Source organism: Citrobacter amalonaticus (genome assembly GCF_018252635.1).
In the GTDB taxonomy this organism is placed as follows: Bacteria; Pseudomonadota; Gammaproteobacteria; order Enterobacterales; family Enterobacteriaceae; genus Citrobacter_A; species Citrobacter_A amalonaticus_E.
Genome location: NZ_JAGTXM010000056.1, coordinates 1 through 371 on the forward strand (window position 1 = coordinate 1; position 371 = coordinate 371).

Annotated in this window: 1 protein-coding gene; it reads right to left on the reverse strand. The window is 56.3% G+C overall.

Annotation, left to right across the window (positions count from 1 at the left end; genetic code table 11):
* On the reverse strand, nt 1-322 hold a 322-nt coding region (locus tag KE671_RS22690; protein ID WP_211986827.1), incomplete at its 3' end, for a hypothetical protein.
* Nucleotides 323-371: the final 49 nt, after the last annotated feature.

The following is a 371-nucleotide window of genomic DNA, read 5'->3' on the forward strand; positions in this document are numbered from 1 at the left end:
CATCCACGATGAACGCAGCATTGGCGACAACGCTCAGCGCCCAATTCATTAGAGGCGACTGGTACTGAATGAAGCTGGGCACACGGTAACGGTACAGCGTGCCTATCTCAATGCTAGGGCGCTGCGGACGCATGCCCAGCCTACGAGTCAGTTCCTCAGCAATCACAGCCTCTGCAATCTGTGCGTCGGACTTGCTGCGAAGGTCGATGCCGTTCTCGTTGGACAGGGTGTAGCGGAGGTCAATGTGCTCGCGTAGGCAGTCGTGAAGGAATGCAGTGCTCGTCAAGTCACTGTTGATGTTGTACCAGCGAACGATCGCCATTTGCTCCGGGCTGAGCACTGTGTCAGGATGGAACGGCAGATCCTGCATA